This is a genomic window from Pseudobacteriovorax antillogorgiicola, assembly GCF_900177345.1.
Taxonomy (GTDB): domain Bacteria; phylum Bdellovibrionota_B; class Oligoflexia; order Oligoflexales; family Oligoflexaceae; genus Pseudobacteriovorax; species Pseudobacteriovorax antillogorgiicola.
This window is the reverse complement of the sequence record NZ_FWZT01000018.1, coordinates 121,449-138,671: the sequence shown is the minus strand read 5'-3', so window position 1 is coordinate 138,671 and position 17,223 is coordinate 121,449. Positions and strand designations below refer to the sequence as shown.

Genomic DNA, 17,223 nt, shown 5'->3' with positions numbered 1-17,223 from the left:
TGGGTTAAGATTGGAGATCTACCTTCGACGTCCTAAGCTAGGATGCCTTGAGTTTCACACTTGGAAGCACGTTCATTAAGATCTTGGTCACATCTTCTTGTTGAAATGGTTTGGGTAGAGAAGCATGAATGCCCTCGACAGTTTGCACGGCTGGTGGTCGTTGACGCTTTGCCATCAAGACCATTTTGATCGATGCATTCATATTTTTCACTTGTTTTACGAAGTCTGATATTGGTATATCCTTTAGATCGTTGTCCACGAAAATGACATCAAATTTCAGATCTTTCGAAAGCTCTTTTATGGCACCTTCACCTGTCGAGCACTGGGTAACATGATAGTCTTTGGTGCCTAAGGACTGTTTCAGGACAAACTGCACCGTAGGGCTGGGATCGACAACGAGTACGTTAAAGGAGTCAACTGCCATGTTGAGTAAGTTTTCGACTGCAAAAAGAAGGTCTTCTGGTTCGTATGGCTTGCTCAGAACAACAGCATTCTGATCACACTTGACCATGTTAGGAATCGCAGAGGTAAACCCTGAAAGCATGATAACCGAAACTCCTGCATGATTCTTCCGTAGACATTGCAAAAATTCAAATCCATCCATTTCAGGCATCTTGTAATCAGTAATGACCAAGTCAAATGTTTTGCTTTCAATCAAATCCATCGCTTCTTTACCATGGCTGGCTTTCTCTATGAGTACATCAGATACAGAGGATAGATCATCTTCCAGCAGCTCAATCACTTCAGGGGAGTCATCAACGATTAATATATTCTTCATAATGCTACTCATATTCAATCAAGTTTACCGTTAAGCATCGGCCTGTTGGGCTATCAAAACAACCGGCTCGTAGCAAATCTGCCCAAAAAATCACAATTGGATTGAATGTCTCAAGTTGAGATTACGCCATGATCGTGGAGTGTCACCCAAAGATCAGCCCGAAACGGTATGATCTATGAGGTGAAGTCATTGACAAAGCAAATCAATACGAAGAGATGCGAAAGCAATCTTAAAGTAACATGCACACCCCAGTATCGTGTAAAGTACGGATATTACGAATGTAAGACCCGATTGCTAGAGATGTTGTGGCAAAACTCTCCTGAGCGACAGGTCATCCATTTTTGGCTAGACCATTTTGTCCTAGTGATCTATATCAGGGGGGTACGGTTCGCATTCTATGAGATCCTAAGGAATAGAAATTACACGGTGTTTCTCCGTGAAGGCCTTGGATGGCGCCCCGCTTCGAGCCAGGGCCGATAGAGCTACCAATAGCAGGGTTTGCGCGAACGACTATCAATGGTATCAAGTGTCAAATTTAAGTTTATCCCCCAAAGGAGTCTTGGGTGTTTCGATCTGCACTCTCTTTCATGCTTGCCCTACAATTACTGTCATGTGCCACCAGCTCGAATGACAAAATCCAGCAAAATCTATGGCTTGATAGTCTATCCAAAACTGAGCTCCTTCTTAACTATAGCCCTCACATAAAGATGTTCATTTCTAGATTCCCTAATAACTACCAAACCCTTGCTAAATACAATCTGTCTCAGATTCCCATCATGCGCCGAATCGGAAACAGACACGGTATCGATATTGCTAAGTATCGCTCTTTCGTTTATCTAAAACGTCTTGAAAGCAAAGCTAAGAAAAGTGATCGGGTTAGCATGCAAGAGTCCATTCTTGTTGCGGACCTCGCCATATCTTTGGCTCATCATTTACGTTTTGGTGGAATAGATCCCCGTAAAGTAGACTCAAACTGGCGGTCCTTGACAAGGCGCAAGCTACCTTTATCGATTCTTTCAGACTTGGTACCAAGCCCCTATTTTGAAGCCAAACTAGAGCTATTTGCCCCGCAGAACCCCGGCTATCAAAGACTCGCAAAGTGGCTACAAGAACATCACAGTGACCTTCCCCAAAACCGTAACCTTCAAAGCCTGGAATGGCGGGTTCTCGCGAATATGGAACGATGGAGATGGCTTGATAGTCAGCTAGGACGAAACTATGTGATTGCAAATATAGCAAATGCCACGCTAGCATTGGTATCTGACAATAGAACACTGATAAGTAGCCGGATTATTATCGGAAGACTGGCAAGGCAAACCCCAGTATTCAGTTCAAAAATCGACAGTATCGTCAGGCACCCCAATTGGACTGTTCCCAAAACGATATGGACACAAGACATTCTGCCCAAGGTACAATCTGATCCTACATATCTGGATCGCTTCGACTTTCGCCTATTTGAAAAGGAGTCAAGGCAACTACGCCCTTTAAAGAATGATCAATTTTTGCAAATGACTAAGGATCAGCAGGAATCTCTCGTCGCGATTCAAACCTATGGACCTAGCAATCCCCTCGGTGATGTTAAAATAAATTTTGAAAACGGCTATCAAGTCTACCTCCACGATAGCCCGAACCGTGATCTTTTTAGTAGTAAGCAAACGGCCTTGAGTTCTGGATGTATTCGTGTTCAAAAAGCAACTGAGCTTGCTCAACATCTCACTCTCTTAGGAGGACGTGAGTGGCTTGAGTTACCAGAAGAGAAACGTCACATGACTCAGCAGCTAAAATACCCCATTCCCATTCATATCGTCTATTTCACAGTTTGGATCGATGATTCAGGACGCCTGTACCAAGTTAAGGACCTATATCGTCGTGACACCCTAATGGCAAGCCTACTGATCCATGCCGATGTCGATCTCAAGCGATAGTTACGGAAAGCCTTGACTATCAAGGCTTATCACAATCATAACTACATAATTGCAAGAGCAAGAAGAATCAATTGCAGTGAAATGCATGGTAATTTTTCTGTTGATCTAGTATGTCTCAGCAAAATACATACTACCAGCTTTGACAGGAGTCTTACATGCACACTCACAGGTCTAAATTCACATGGCTATTACTGGGTATTCTCGTATCGCCACCTATTCAGGCAGACGTGGAGCGGGTTGAAGTCACCGGAACCCGTATTAAGCGTATGGATATTGAAGGTTCAGCTAATCTACAGATCATCGATCGAGAGCGCATCGAGCAACTAGGAGCAGCAAATCTAAGTGATGTCCTGCGGGGGATAGCTGCTAACAATTTTGGATCTTGGGATTCTGGTGGCTTATCTTCTGCATCAAATGTTGCCCACGCAAATATTCGTGGGCTAGGGGAATCGCGGACCTTAGTCCTAATTAATGGTCGCAGATTAGAGCGAGATACAAATTTTGATGCGGTCGATCTCAACATGATCCCCGTGGCTGCGGTAGAGCGTATTGATATCATGAAAGAGGGTGCTTCAGCGATCTATGGTTCCGATGCCCTGGCCGGGGTCATCAACGTTATCACCAAGAAAACTTTCCAGGGCGTGGAAGCCAGTATCGAGCAAAGAGTTACCGAAGAAGGTGGTGGCAACGAAACTAGAATTTCAGCTACAGGAGGTTTCTCCACAGAGCGAGCAAATCTTATCGTTGTTGCATCATTTAAAAAGAGAGACGAATTGGCCAGAGTTGATCGTCCCTGGGTAGTCGACCGAAATCGAATGGTATCAAGCTTAGGCAGTCCTTATGGGCGATACCGCTCGTTAGCCGATAAGAGTAAATTTTACTTCGGCCCAAACTGTCCGGATAACCTGCAACGTAGCGACGGTTGTGGCTTCAAATATATGAAAGAAAGATCTCTCATACCAGCGGAAGAATCCGCTTCGGTTTTTATCGACTCCAGCTATGAACTCAATGCCAGCCATCGCGTGTTTCTAGGTGGTCGTGTCACCAATCGCAATAATCGTCAAACTATCGAGCCACATCGCCTTGATTTCGAAATCCTCCCTGGCGACGAGCAGCTTGGGCTATTCAATGGCTTAGGCCTGACAACTGGGGACGGTGTAGAGGTTCAGATCGCAATGCCTGATCAAAGAGTTGACGATGAAAATACCCTTAACTATCAGTACTCCGGAGGGATTAAAGGCGATATTGTAGGTAGTTGGGAATACGAGGTATTTGGGGGGTTCTCACGGTCTTTCACAGAGAGAACGAGAACTCAGGGCGAATATCTAGAGCAGGAGTCCATTGCAGCCATAAAATCAGTATCGTCTGATGATCTATTCAACCTCAGTAAGAATGCCTCACTCTTTGACCCTTATGCGGTGACCACGGATCGATTCACAGAGTCATTAACAACAGAGTCCAGTATTGTTGTCAGTGGAGATCTTTTTGAATTGCCGGGCGGCTATGTTGGAGTTTCCTTTGGTGGTACCCAACAATACAGTGAGATCAATCAAGGTCAGGATCAACTTATAAAAGATGAACAAACGATCACTGGCCCCGGCTTTACTGTAAACAATGATCGTACGGTTAATTCACTTTTTGCTGAGATGGTACTTCCCGTAAGTGATTCAATTGAATTAAGTTTCGCTGGGCGCTATGACTCATACTCCGACTACGGTAACACTACGAATCCAAAGGCAGCATTTAAGTGGGAGCCCCTAAAACAGCTTTCCTTTCGCGGCTCTGCAAGCCGAGCCTTTAAAGCCCCACCTCTCCAAGAACTGGGACTTGAACCATTTGAAAGCTCTGCTTCGGTGAAAGATGACCAGGGCTGCCGTATTGCACAATCCCAAAATCGTTCGCCCGAGGAAATCGAAGAAGCTTGTGACTTTATAACCGTCATTCTAGAAAGCGGGGGCAACCCAAACCTCAAGGAAGAAAATGCTAACTTTCTCAATGTTGGAATGGTATTTGAACCCAGCCGTCGATTCTACTTCAGTGCTGACTACTGGGTGCTTGAAGTTGAAAATGGACTCGACCAAGGCGAATCTGAACAGGCTATATTTGATGCGGCTGCTAAAGGTATCGATATCACTAAGTACGGGGCATCGATCGAAAGGCCAGATGGCGAAAGCCCGATATTAAAAGCTCCTATTCTTAACATCGCAGGCAATCGCTCCACGGGAATCGACTTAAAGATCCAGCATAACTACCGTGTACTACCAACGCTCACCCTCGCCATGACTCATGACTATAATCAATTTTTGGAGAAAAAGCGTGAGGACTTTCCTGGCCTAGGATTTACATCGGTGCTTGGTAACTATCTCAATCCACGTTGGACAGCAGTCAATGCTGCTACTCTATCTTGGGAGAACCAGAACCTTACCCTGCTTGGCACTAGCATTGATAAGCATCGCAAAATTGATCCTGACAATGGCTACCTCAGTAGATATACAAGATTTGACCTTCAATACCGCTATCAAAACGATTTCATCGGAACCGTGGCTCTGGGCGCTATCAACGCCTTTGCTGACCGACCTCCTACTGACCCAGATTCGATCATCCGTGTAACTAAGGATATCTACAACGTTCGTGGCCGTACGTTCTACGCGAAGCTAACGCGAGCGTTCTAGCTCTGCTACCTATCAGTGTGCCTGTCAGCTAGTCAAAACCTTCGCAATTGACAATCGCAGAGGAAAGAACCTAAAACATAAAGGTTTTACTCTGCGATTCATTTAAATCTTTATTTCGGCACTGATTGGGGGCTCCAGATGGGTGATAAAAACCATGAAATACCTTACTACAACGACTACATTCACCCACGTCTAAAAGATTATCTAATTTCAGAAGGAAGCCCCTGCGATCATGACAAAGACCTGATCCAATTCGGCCAAGGAGGTAGCCTTGAGACTCCAAAAGCCCTGAAATTCATGACTAACATTCACCTAAAAGTCCAAAATAACTTAGCTAGAGTGCTTAAGCAAAGGCAGATGGATCGAAAGTTCATAGATGATAGGACCAGGGCTCTAACCAAGGTAAACCGAGACTCTCACGTGGACTATCAGTCACAATATTATTGCACCTCGATTGGACTTGCGGATGAAAGCAATCGAATTGTTTTCGGACCTCTTACTGACAACTTCCATAAAGCCCACGGACAATCAGTGGCTCCCTATAAGGAAGAGTGGAAAGGTCCTCAGGTTACACTTTTTGGGCCTCCACAGAGCCCTAAAATGGCGATAAACGCTATGAACTCCTACCATCGCCGCCTTGAGAATGAGCCACCGATCGTGGAATCGTTGTTAGCTAAGCAATATATTCGCCCTCGTTGGGGCGCAGATCTAGAAGACTCAAAAACACCCCTAAGACGGGATCTGATGCAGGCTGCTGAGAATCTAAAGGACTGCTTGGATGGGAGTCTTTCATATAAGGACCCCAAAAATGGCAAGGAGTATCGACTAAGCGACGATCATCGTTCCTTACCTATCAAGCGTTTTCCAGGTTTAGCACTTCCCTGCCACTTTATGTTCTATAGAGGAGAACCCATCCCCCTCCATATTTACGACTTCGCGCTCCACCTCTACCACAACTGGCAAAATGAGGATGGACTGATATTCTATGTGCCAAAAATTGAAAACGAGGAAGAGGCTGCATATATCAAGAATATGGTTGCTAGCGCTGAGCTTCTTCTTCACGAAGAGTTCCCAGATTACAAACCTGGAGCGATAAGGTTGATGATCGTTTTAGAGAACCCAAGAGCTATCTTTCGAGTCAATGAGATCATGGATGCACTAGATCCCTATTTTATCGGAGTTTCTCTTGGCTGGCACGACTACTTGGGCTCCACAGCTAGACTATTTAAAGAAGACTCAAATTATAGAATCCCGGTGAAAGCAGATCCTCACATCGTCATCAAACATATTAAATCCTCTCATGAGCTTGTGGCTAGGGTTGTAGGAGAACGAGGCGGCATTACTGTAGGAGGTATGTATGGTATCCTCCCCCTAGAAAGTGATATACAAAGTCCATCATTTCAGGTCGCATTAAAAGGCTTCTTTGAAGACACCATCACACAACTTAGGAGAGGCTTGAACGGCTTCTGGCTCGCTCACCCCGATTTCGTTAGAATCGGCCTAGCAATAGCCATCGCTTGGGAAGAGGACGAAACGTCACGATCCAAAATTATTAAAGATCTCGCCGATGATTTGCTTGATGATCCATATGCTAGTCAGATTGCCGAGTTGCTCGACAAAAATGAGCCATCGAGTATCGATAAAGATGACCCCCTCTTTAATCGGCGCTTAATAGTCGCAGACCTTCCAGAGTCAGACTATGTTAAAAACAACTCTCCTGAAGAAGTTCGATACAACATTTTTCAAAGTCTTCAGTATCTCGCGGACTGGCTCTCTGGCAATGGTTGTGTCGCCCTCCCGACTAGTATAGACGGAAAAGCCGTCCGTGTTATGGATGACTTGGCCACAGCCGAGCGCTCACGGTGGGAGGTTTGGCATGAAATTTACCATGGTCGCTTCTCCTTAGGCGACTACATTAGAATCGCCTATGAAGAGCAGATATTTATCCAACAGGATCTCACCAGCAACGAAAAGTCCGTTCAAGTTAAATGGGATGAGCACAGTAAAAAATGGTACCCCATTGCATTCCAGATCATGCTGCAGTTAATGACTGATCCTGAACCAGTTGAGTTTGCAACTGAACTACTGCTACCTTTTACGATTGAAACAATTCGGGAGGCGGAGGACCCTCTACGTGAAGCTCAGAACTTGTGCCCAGGGAAATATAGACTTAGTCCTTGGCTTGATCGGTATCTCTCCTACTATGACGCCTGTGCCTGCCATCGGTTTGCAAAAACCATGGCTGACTTACCAATCATGGATAGTGATGCTGTTTCGAACTTTTTTCAAACACTCACTATCGAAGAAGTTCAAGAGGCTGCAAGGCATCACGGTGATATCGGCGCCGAGCGAGCCAGCTTAGATAAAAAAGCCGCGAGTGAACAGGCAGGGGTAAGCGATGATCAAGATATAAGAGAAAAACTATTGAGCCTCGGGGATCAGTACAAAAGATTGTTCGGCTTTAAGTTTTTGATCTCGGCTCAAGGCTTGAGTGGCTCCCGTATGCTTGAATCGCTACAAACACGCCTTAGAAATTCACCCAGCCAAGAACTAACTCATGCTCAGCAAGCCCTCGGAGCGATTACTCTCAATCGACTTCAAAATCAGCCGCCTGACTCCATCGCCGCCAAAGGCGAATCTTTAGCCAAGCAGTATGGAATAGTAGGGACCAGCTTAGCAGTAAGCGAAAATGGTTCCATTCAGAGTCTTTCATGGGGTGATACAAAACGGGGCTCCGAGCCAGTTAAACCTGAAACCCGATTCGATATTGCTTCTCTTAGTAAGTCCATCGCCAGTGCTTTTGCTATGGAATTAATGAGCGAACACCTCATTTCGATCGATGACAATGTTAACAGGATCCTAGAGCTTCTCGATTCTCCATTTCGACTGACTTGCCGAGAGAACCCTGAGTGGTTGGAAGAGCTTGCCATAAAGGATCTTATGAGCCACACAGGGCTCAATATGCACTACGTAAAGGCAATCCCTTTAGACCAGGCCCCGAAAAATATCTATAGCCTGCTACACGACCCTGAAGAGTTTGGCTATGAGAGTATCGAGGTCATTTATCAGCCAGGCTCTAGATTCAGTTACTCGGGAGCCGGTTTCATGGTGCTAGAACATATCGTCGATCTTCTAACTAAAGGGCAAACTTTCGAACACGCCAAACGCTTCTTCAGTGAGCTAGACATCCATCATATGAGTCTGGACCGCTCTGATCTCAGTCATTCATTAGCCGAACCGATCCAAGAGAATGGTGAACCCTTCTCGAAAGGGCCATTTTGGTTTCCAGGCTTTGCAGCAGGCTTTAAAGCCAACGCAGAATCTGTTTGTCGCTTCTTGAGTCATCTAGAGCAAGCCTACCACAATCTAGATGGCTCCGGAGCTATCTCTCATGACACTGCAATAAAGATGCTCCACGGTGATGACAAGGGCTCTGTGGAGTTTATGGGATTAGAAATGGGACTTGGCATATTCGTTGGAAAGGCTGGTCAAAATCGGTTTGCAATCCATCAGGGTGCTAATGAGGGATTTCGAGCGATGTTTTTGCACTGTTTTGATGGTCCCGATAGAGGAAAAGGCTTCACGATCCTATGCAATGGTGACAATAATGGAGTGCCTTATCTTTCCCGATTAGCTCAATTGATACTTACAGAGAAGTCCTATCGAGGTATTGATACTCATCAGTTCAAACAATGCTCAGACTTAACGTCCATAGCTCAAGAACAGATAGTTAACCGCGGATTCAAGGACTTAGTATTCAGATGTTTTGAGCCTCTCTTACCGGAAAACATAGTTGATAAGGGACAGTTGGACCCTATAGCTGAATTTAATATCTTAAATGACGCAACTATTACATATGTGAGCGATCAGAGTTTTGCACGAGCCGAGAACTTGATTTCTGACAGGCTCCCATCGTTCGACCCAAGCTTGTTTGGTAAGCAGGGGAAAGTCATGGATAGCTGGGAAACACGACGCCACAATTCGAAAGGTGTTGACGAAGTCCAGATGAATATTCAGAAACTCAGTAAAGTCCGGTATATTCAGATTTCCACCGAATACCACGACGGCAATCATGGTGCTCAAGCGTCACTATATGGACGTGCTTCGGACAAGCAAAATTGGCAACCTATCTTAGAAGACTTCCCACTTTCGGGTCATAGTCTACACCGAATTCGGCTTGACAACGAGAGCCCTAAGTACTGTCAATGGCGGCTCAAGATGTATCCAGATGGTGGGATCAGCCGCCTCGGTCTCTATGAAGACCTTCCAGAAGACCTCAAAGGCCAATTCAAACTCCAGAAGGATAGTAGAGGGAAACGGTTTGACTACGAAATTCCCAAAGTTTCAAAGTTACCATCCCTCCCGACGAGCATTCTAAGTCATTTGCCAACTAAGAAGTATGATGAAAAAAACTTTGCTTCAAGCTATCGGGGAGCCAGGATTCTAGATGTTTCCAACGAGCATTATGGCCCCGCGGAAGCGATACTTTCTCCGCTGCCACCACTTCATATGTTCGATGGATTTGAGAGTGCCCGCAGTCGCGATAGAGAAAACTTTGAATATATAAAAGTGCAGCTAGCAGAGCCAATTGCAATTTCTCATATCGAAATCGACTTCACGTTTTTTAAGAACAACAACCCTAATGAGATCAGCATCGTCGGTTTCGATAACAACAAAGAAACTGAGCTTATCAAGACTTCAAAAACAAAAGCCTATGCCGGTAATAAGTTGAGACTTTCGATCGATAGTGACCAAGTATTCTCGGCAGTCGGTTTAAAAATCTTTCCCGACGGCGGTCTTAATAGACTGAAAGTCTTCCGAAAAGAGCTTATCTAACACGACCTAGCAGGTCGAGACTGCCTTTAACAGGTCTCGGCCTGCAGCCCCCTAAAAACACAACCCACTATATTTATTGATATAGATTTAGTCATCGCGACTCTTCTGCAACGATTCATAAGAGATTTCTTCAATCATTTTCATAAGTACCGATAAATGATACGGATCTCTACAGAGGATAGCTGAATGACAGCATGGATATTTCTACTAGCACTCCTTACGCCATGCATTACACTTGCTGATACCAGCCTATTCCATAAAATCAGCGTGTATCGCTTCGCTGAGGAAAATCATTTCGATATAGATAAAGGTGTTGCTGACATCCGAGGTTTGAACTCCCAAGAGATCACTAAGATTTATGGGGAGATCCTCTTTGTTCCCGAGACATGGGTCGACCCTCATAGTTTCAATTCGGAGCGATTTGAAGAACTGAAAGCGAAGTCAGTCATCACAAGGATGAATCAAAAAACATATAACCACCCCAACGAAACTGTTTCAGCTCATTGGGGAACCTATCTTCTTAAGATCAAGAATGACTATTCTAGTCCTTTGGGAATGGAGATAACTCGCATTTATCACCCTCAAGTTAGCTACATTGTTACTGGCAACAACATTATTAAAGCTCTTGAATTTGGGAATTTAAGTAGAGAATCAACCAAGAACCCTGAGTACCGCATAACCAACACTCCTCTGATTCAATTTGAAACGCAGGATGATTTCTATCTAATCTCCCATGTTAGTTCCAAACGAAATGGCAGCAATATAAGCTTAATCCATCACTCCATGCTATTCATAGGAGACTACTATTACTTAAGGTCTATGATACAAAATAGGAGTCTAATTCGACAAAGCTTTATCGGTTGTTTCCTTATCCTCGCTGTATTTTATGGATTTATATGGCTATTTCGACGATCAAACTATTCATCGTTTTTGCTTAGCCTCTACGCCTTTAGTGGTTTTACTCTCTCCTTACTTTACTCCTTGGAGACAAATCAAACACCATCCGAATACTTAAATACGTTTACCGCTGCCAACGCAATCTGTATAGGTGTTCTCCAACAACTGTTGCTCTATATCAATCGAAGTTACCTTCCTCAGAAGCTAGTTAAGAGACTCTCTGCCTTTTGTCTAGCGCTAAGTATCATCACTGTCATTTCTATATGGCTAGAAATCTTAACAGTCTCAAGAGTACTATTTGTCTCTAAATTTGCCCTCAGTATTATATTCTTAATTGCTGCTCTTGTGATTGGTTTCAGAAACAAGATCACAGGACTGTCCTATCTACTCATGGGCATCACAGGCATGATCCTATTTCAGGCACCACTTCTTCAAATATATACTTCAGGGTCTGAAACCGAACAAGGTTACTATATCCTCACAGCAAATTTTTGTATGGTTCTATCCCTCGCGTTAGCCAATGCCAAGGAATTTTCTGTTACCTATCGCCGGAGTTTGCGCCAGCAACGTCAGCTTAAAGAGTTCAACCATAACCTTGAGTCCCTTGTAGACGAGAAAACACGAGAGGTTCGATCTCTATTTGATCATATTCCACAAGGCGTCTTATCAATTCGCCAGCAAGGCCTGATTGGATCCGATTATTCTGCCCACTTGAAGTCGATCATAGAGCATGATGACATAGAACAGAAAAGCTTTAAAGATGAAATTCTTTGTTCGACTGACCTCAGCGGCGATCGTATCGACCAGATCTGGCAAACGATACTGCTATGTATTGGAGAACGGGATCTCAACTTTGAAGTGAATGCAGATAAATTCCCCAGTGAATTTGGCTACAACATTAATGGTAAACTCAAATTTCTAAAGGCTACTTGGAACTATCAAGCATCAAGCGAAGGAGTTATACAGTCTATTTTAGTGACACTACTTGATGTCACCTCGGAGAGAATATTGGAGCTAGAAACAACCTTCCAAAGAATCGAGATGAATCGACTCCAGGAGCTTGCCAATGTGCCTACTGGAAAAGCGGAACAGTTTTTTTCAACCTCTGAACAACTACTTCAAGAGAACGAAAGATTGATTCTTGGAGCCAATATTCGAGAGGAACAAATTAAAATGCTATTTGTCAACGCACATACCATAAAAGGAGCCGCTCGAACTTTACACCTCACTGATTTGGCGAAAGTGATCCACCATGCCGAGGAACACTATTCCGAAATTCTACGGGGCGAGCCCCCGAATATGAAGCGGCTTCAGTGCGACATCGAGGAATGTAAACAAACTTGGGTTAGCTACAAAAAGATCAATGAAGAAAAGCTCAATCGTTTAAGCGATATCGGTAAGGTAAAGGTAGATCGAGAGTTTATTGAGCAACACTACTATTTTCTAAAGTCTTTCATAAGCCAGGAATCGATTCTATCTGACAGCATAATCGAAATTATTCATAAACACACCCAAACACTAACCGATATGATCTTTGAACAACTCCCAGGTGTTTTCGAGGAGTATAAGAATCGAGCTATCAAGATAGCAAGAGATCTGGATAAAGAAGAGCCAAATTTCGATGTCAGCGCACCAGATCTTGGCATACCCAGCCAAGCCAAGATCACGTTGGACCAATGCATGATCCACCTGTTAAGGAACTCACTTGATCATGGAATCGAATCGATAGATGAACGAAAAAGAGCAAATAAGTCAGTCCATGGCACTATCAAGATGCATGCAAAAGTTTCTGATGGTCTGCTTGAAATTCATATGAGCGACGATGGTAGAGGTATGGCACTGGATCAACTAAAAGAGACTGGCATCAAGAAAGGAATTCTTAACCAAGATAGCACTCAGCAGGAGATTGCTGAAAGCGTCTTTCATACTGGTGTCTCGACAGCTCAGTCTGTATCGGAGATTTCAGGGAGGGGAGTTGGAATGGAGGCCGTCAGGCGATTTCTAGATGAAATCGATGGCTCCATCCAACTTGTCTTAGGTCTCGAAAAAAAGCCAGGCTACTACGATTTTGAGTTTATTATTAAAATACCTGTCTTCCCTCTTGAATCGCAGCAACTTAGCTTGAAAAGCTCCTAGTATTCTTTAGTGTCCTTCTCAGAGAGAAAGCTTATATCATCTAGATCGGTTCTTCCTGAAGACTTAATTCCTCAGATCGAACTTGATAAAGGCCATCTATATACGACAAAACTTGAATCTTAAAACAGATCATATCTCCATCGGAAACTACATATACCGCTTCTTTCGAGCTGACTTGGTGAGTTACGGAGTCGTAGTTATACCAATCATTTAATACAGGATTTCCTGAAAATGTTCCAGATCCGGGTGGTCCTGGGACCGGTAGGGCTTCGTCAAAGCTTAAAGTTTCAAAATCACAAGTGATGATATCTTCGAATGTAAGAGCAGACTCATAGACTCCGAAACTACCATCCCCACTGGAACCAGAGTTTGATTGAAACATTGTTCTCTTCACCGACAAAACCCACTGTCCATCAGAGCTAGTAGCTGTCAGTTGACCTTCGTGAAAGCCGATGAAAACTGCCTCTATAGATGAACTGGCATCTATTCCAAGATGCTGACTAAGATCTTCAGGCTCTGATATATTCCCAACTGGTAACTCAGTAGTCTTCAATTCGTAGACTCCATCCTGATAACTAAGAATTTGAAACATAAAACACGACTTGCTATCGCTTAATAGAAAGGCCAGATCCTTTGGAGATACGGTATGGGTTTGAACGTCGTAGTCATACCAATCATTGAGGATAGCGTTGCCTGAGAATTCGCCTGATCCAGGAGGACCTGGGACCGGGAGCATCTCGTCGGCGATAAGGCCTGTCACACTACATTCGGACATCGCCTCGAACGGCATCTCTGCCGCACCGGCACGAAAATCAAGGGACCCGGAAGTTCCTGAGTTGGTTTGAAACAGGGTTCTTTTTATAGAAAGGTGCCAGTTATCCATTGCATCTGTTATCAGTAGATTGCCATCCAAAAACTTTAGGTAAACTGTTGAGTCTGTAGACGATGCATCTATTACAACTGGTCCTTCATCATCTGGGATAGTACCCTCATCTTCCCCAGGCAATTCCATGCTATGGCTGAGATCCTCTAAAGTAAAACGATAGACTCCATCGTTATAGGCATTGATCTGAAACTTAAAGCACTCACCCTCACGGGCAATCAGGTAGATATGGTTTTTAGAGCTAACTTGGTGAGTATTTGAATCGTAATTATACCATGCATTTAGAACTGGATTTCCTGAAAATGTCCCGGCCCCTGGAGGTCCTGGAATCGGTAAGTCTTCATCATAGGACATACTACTAGGATTGCAGTTTTCGATAGCGGAAAAGTCTGATTGTTCGGTATCGAAAGTACCAAACCCCAGGCTACCACTGGTTCCTGAATTGGTTTGAAACTGCGTTCGTTTCACCGAGATAGCCCACTGACTTTCAGCACTTCCTAATGCAAGGCTCCCGTCTTTGAAGATTAAGAAAACAGCATCTTCCCGTGACGAAGCATCAACCTCGACTTCATAAATCGCGCCGTTCTGTGTGATTGCAACAGGCAATCCTAGCTCTTTTGCTTCCTGAGGTACACTCTCGTCTGAAGCCTGATCCCCACTAATAATTGAATCCTCACCACTCATATGGTGGCTATTTTTATCTGAACTGCGTCCGCATGAGGTTACTAATGCGAGGACGAATAGAATACGAAACATGATTGGTCCCTCTAATAATATTGATAATCATTTTCATTATCGGAATTTTTCTGTTAAGCTTTAGCGGAATCTGATAAATAGTAACAATCGTTAGACGTCACACACTACAGTATAAACTACTTGTATTATTGGGATATAAAGAATATACCCACGCATTTTAGTATATCGTCTAATAATTTACTGAATACTTTAAATTAAATTTGACTAAGCCCAGCAAGCGACTACAAATCCCACTAGCTCTCCAATCAGTTTTTTTCCTATATTGGTCCCCCGCACTAGGCGATCGCATCGAATATCTTTTTGACCTACACTTTTTTACCTCAAAGCAATTTTTTTCGCCCAAAGGACTCTTTTCACTGTCGGGCTACTGATTGTATTCCGATAGAAACTTGTCTTTTCCAAGAAAGGTTGTCTATGAGGCCAGGATTTCATGTAGTTGTTGTATTTTGTCTGATTTCGCTGAGCACTTGGTTAGCTGCTCATCCGTTTGAGGTAGTGAAGGGGACAGGAGTTGCTCTAACCTTCGACAGCAAGACCCAAAGCTACGAAACTAAGTTGAGGATTAAAGACCAAGGTAACGAAGTCAGAGTTAGTTGGGCAACATTAGAAAAACCAATCACTTTTAGCTACTTCAAAGATTCAAGAATGATATCTCAAGTCGGTGTCATAAGTGCGAACGAATTAGCCGGAACAAAAATTGTTGGAGGTGTGAAGTATGAAGGTTTCTACTTCGAAAACGAAATGAAGATTGAGGATCGACATCTTAAGAAACTTTTGGTCTTTATTGGCAAAAGTTCCAACGCCTGCCTTATATCTTACAACGGGGCAAAAATTATCAATAGAAAAGTGATTTTCGAGCATTCTGCCGAATCTAGGTTTGATTGCAATGGGAAGGACGGTGTCCCAAATCCTAAAACTAAGACTAGAGCTAAACAGAAAATCTCGTTGTCTAGTCTCTTGCCGAAAGCTGGAGAAGTTAAAATAAGAAATAGAACTACACTGGCTATTTTTCTGCGAAATCGCATCGATAGATTTCAAGGCTGTATGGCTAACGAAACAGGAGTTTATCGAGGCGGTACAGTTATCCTTGAGGGAAATGAAATTTTCGAGCTTCTTGTGAGTCGGGGCAAGCCGCCAGTTATAAAGAAATTTCGGCACACAATCCCTGGAAGCTTCTTTCACTCTTGTCTAAGAAAGAAGTTGGAAGAGTTAGATTACAGCAGTCTACTTGTTGAGAGGGAAAGTTTGAGTGACATGGCTCACTTTGTCCTAAAATGTGATAGTGACCATGACGCTTCAAGTGATCTTCATACTAGAAGTTGTAAGCTCGAAGTAGGAGACATCTAATACAGCAGAGACCCCTAGCTATCTAAGAATCTGATTGTACCTTGGTACCACGCGAACCACGCGAACCACTGCTTAGCTCGTGCCCTGAATGCTATTCTCTAGTAGCCATGATTAGTACATTCAAAGCTCGGTAACCAGATCGAGTGATCCTTTTTTCTTTTAGAGAAATTAAAGTTTCATAGATGTCCAGGTGCACCCGGTTAGGGGTGATGCATATGCATCGTAGATGCCTGGGCAGCCTGTTGAGCCGCTTGCATAGCAGCCTGTTGAGCCGCTTGCATAGCAGCTTGTTGAGCCGCCTGCTGTGCAGAAAGCATAGCTGCTTGATGGGCTGCATGAACTGCTCTGGCTGTCGCTTCAGCTTGAAGTTTTTGCCTTTGGGCTTCACCACTTGCTAGGGCTTGCGTCTGAGAAACATGCAATGGATTAGCTTCTGTTTGCCCACAACGATAGCTTTCAAACTCGATGGCAACCGCGTGATCTCCCATCGCAGGCTGGTATAGGGTATCGCTATATAGTATTGTGTCAGCGCCTATAGAAGTTGCTTCGTTACGCGCCATACGGAAGGCATTTTCCACTGCAAACTCTAGGTCGCTATTCCGGATGGTACCATGCACCAACCCTTGGTAGACACATTGATCAGCGATATTCTCAAGGACGTTAACGGATTCTCCCTCCATTAAATCAGCATACTGAGGGTAGCTAAGATGGACGCAAGAACAAAGAAAGATGAAACTAATACCAGCAAAAAATTTCAATGGGATGGCTCCATATGATGGATTTGACAAATTTGTTGACTTCTTATCGAGCCAGTTTCCATGACAACTGATTGATGTTATTGCACAGGTATGGCCTAGGTCTTTAGGACAGTCACCCCCGCCGTTTATTGCATTACTCTATCATTATTTTGACATACCCACCAACGGTCCACTTTGAAGGAAAAGCAGTCCCCTAACCTACTGTTAAAAAAGAATTTTAAGGTCCTAAAGACGT

Annotated in this window: 8 protein-coding genes; 5 read left to right on the top strand and 3 right to left on the bottom strand. The window is 43.9% G+C overall.

Annotation, left to right across the window (positions count from 1 at the left end; translation table 11 throughout):
* Window positions 1-37: 37 nt before the first annotated feature.
* On the bottom strand, window positions 38-778 hold the full coding sequence (locus tag B9N89_RS21375) for a response regulator (RefSeq protein ID WP_159455535.1): 741 nt from the start codon (window positions 776-778) through the stop codon (window positions 38-40).
* A 563-nt stretch (window positions 779-1,341) separates the two neighbouring features.
* On the opposite strand from B9N89_RS21375, the gene B9N89_RS21370 reads away from it, so the two are divergent.
* The 4 genes from B9N89_RS21370 to B9N89_RS21355 all read left to right on the top strand — a co-directional run bounded on the left by B9N89_RS21370 (window position 1,342) and on the right by B9N89_RS21355 (window position 13,244).
* Window positions 1,342-2,703 (top strand): L,D-transpeptidase family protein, encoded by a 1,362-nt coding sequence (locus tag B9N89_RS21370; protein WP_132322268.1) that lies wholly within the window; start codon window positions 1,342-1,344, stop codon window positions 2,701-2,703.
* Window positions 2,704-2,858: 155 nt separating this feature from the next.
* Entirely contained in the window at window positions 2,859-5,375 is a 2,517-nt protein-coding gene (locus B9N89_RS21365) for a TonB-dependent receptor plug domain-containing protein (protein WP_132322270.1), read from the top strand.
* Between the two features lie 138 nt (window positions 5,376-5,513).
* Window positions 5,514-10,211, top strand: a complete 4,698-nt coding sequence (locus tag B9N89_RS21360) for a serine hydrolase (RefSeq protein WP_132322272.1) — start codon at window positions 5,514-5,516, stop codon at window positions 10,209-10,211.
* Between the two features lie 186 nt (window positions 10,212-10,397).
* A complete protein-coding gene (locus B9N89_RS21355; RefSeq protein WP_132322274.1) occupies window positions 10,398-13,244 on the top strand; it encodes an ATP-binding protein in 2,847 nt (948 codons plus the stop codon).
* 40 nt (window positions 13,245-13,284) lie between these two features.
* Here B9N89_RS21355 and B9N89_RS21350 read toward each other — a convergent pair whose 3' ends face one another.
* Window positions 13,285-14,883, bottom strand: coding sequence for an HmuY family protein (locus B9N89_RS21350; protein ID WP_132322276.1), 1,599 nt, complete (start codon window positions 14,881-14,883; stop codon window positions 13,285-13,287).
* A gap of 414 nt (window positions 14,884-15,297) precedes the next feature.
* Between B9N89_RS21350 and B9N89_RS21345 the strand changes: the two genes are divergently transcribed.
* Entirely contained in the window at window positions 15,298-16,230 is a 933-nt protein-coding gene (locus tag B9N89_RS21345; RefSeq protein ID WP_132322278.1) for a hypothetical protein, read from the top strand.
* A gap of 200 nt (window positions 16,231-16,430) precedes the next feature.
* Here B9N89_RS21345 and B9N89_RS21340 read toward each other — a convergent pair whose 3' ends face one another.
* Window positions 16,431-16,988, bottom strand: coding sequence for a DUF4156 domain-containing protein (locus tag B9N89_RS21340; protein ID WP_132322280.1), 558 nt, complete (start codon window positions 16,986-16,988; stop codon window positions 16,431-16,433).
* Window positions 16,989-17,223: the final 235 nt, after the last annotated feature.